The organism is Benzoatithermus flavus (genome assembly GCF_037908215.1).
In the GTDB taxonomy this organism is placed as follows: Bacteria; Pseudomonadota; Alphaproteobacteria; order Geminicoccales; family Geminicoccaceae; genus Benzoatithermus; species Benzoatithermus flavus.
Genome location: NZ_JBBLZC010000148.1, coordinates 1 through 522, shown reverse-complemented (window position 1 = coordinate 522; position 522 = coordinate 1). Strand labels below are relative to the sequence as shown.

The 522-nt window shown below is 56.7% G+C and carries 1 protein-coding gene; it reads left to right on the top strand.

Translation table 11 applies throughout. The features are described 5' to 3' along the window. Nucleotide 1 precedes the first annotated feature (1 nt). Nucleotides 2-522, top strand: a 521-nt coding sequence (locus U1T56_RS24610; RefSeq protein ID WP_418162097.1) for an ATP-binding protein, incomplete at its 3' end; no start/stop codon positions are given.

Genomic DNA, 522 nt, shown 5'->3' with positions numbered 1-522 from the left:
CATCGGCCTTTATTTTTGGAATTTGCTAAGAGGGCAACGTGTGCAAAAAGTTTCGATTGATAAAGAGTCTCGCAAAGAGATGGAACAGCTCCGCAAGCTGCGTTCGATTTCGCTCACCGAGCCGCTGGCGGAAAAAGTGCGGCCGAAAAGTTTTGACGATATTGTCGGTCAGGAAGACGGCATCAAGGCGTTAAAAGCTGCTTTATGCGGCCCCAACCCGCAGCATGTCATCATTTACGGCCCCCCTGGCGTCGGCAAGACGGCAGCTGCTCGGCTCGTGCTTGAGGAAGCGAAAAAAAATCCGCTCTCCCCGTTTAAGAAAAATGCGGTGTTCGTGGAGCTTGACGCGACGACGGCGCGTTTTGACGAGCGCGGCATTGCCGATCCGCTCATCGGCTCGGTGCACGACCCGATTTACCAAGGGGCCGGGGCGATGGGGCAAGCCGGCATTCCCCAGCCGAAGCAAGGGGCGGTGACGAACGCCCACGGCGGCGTTTTATTCATCGACGAAATCGGCGAGCT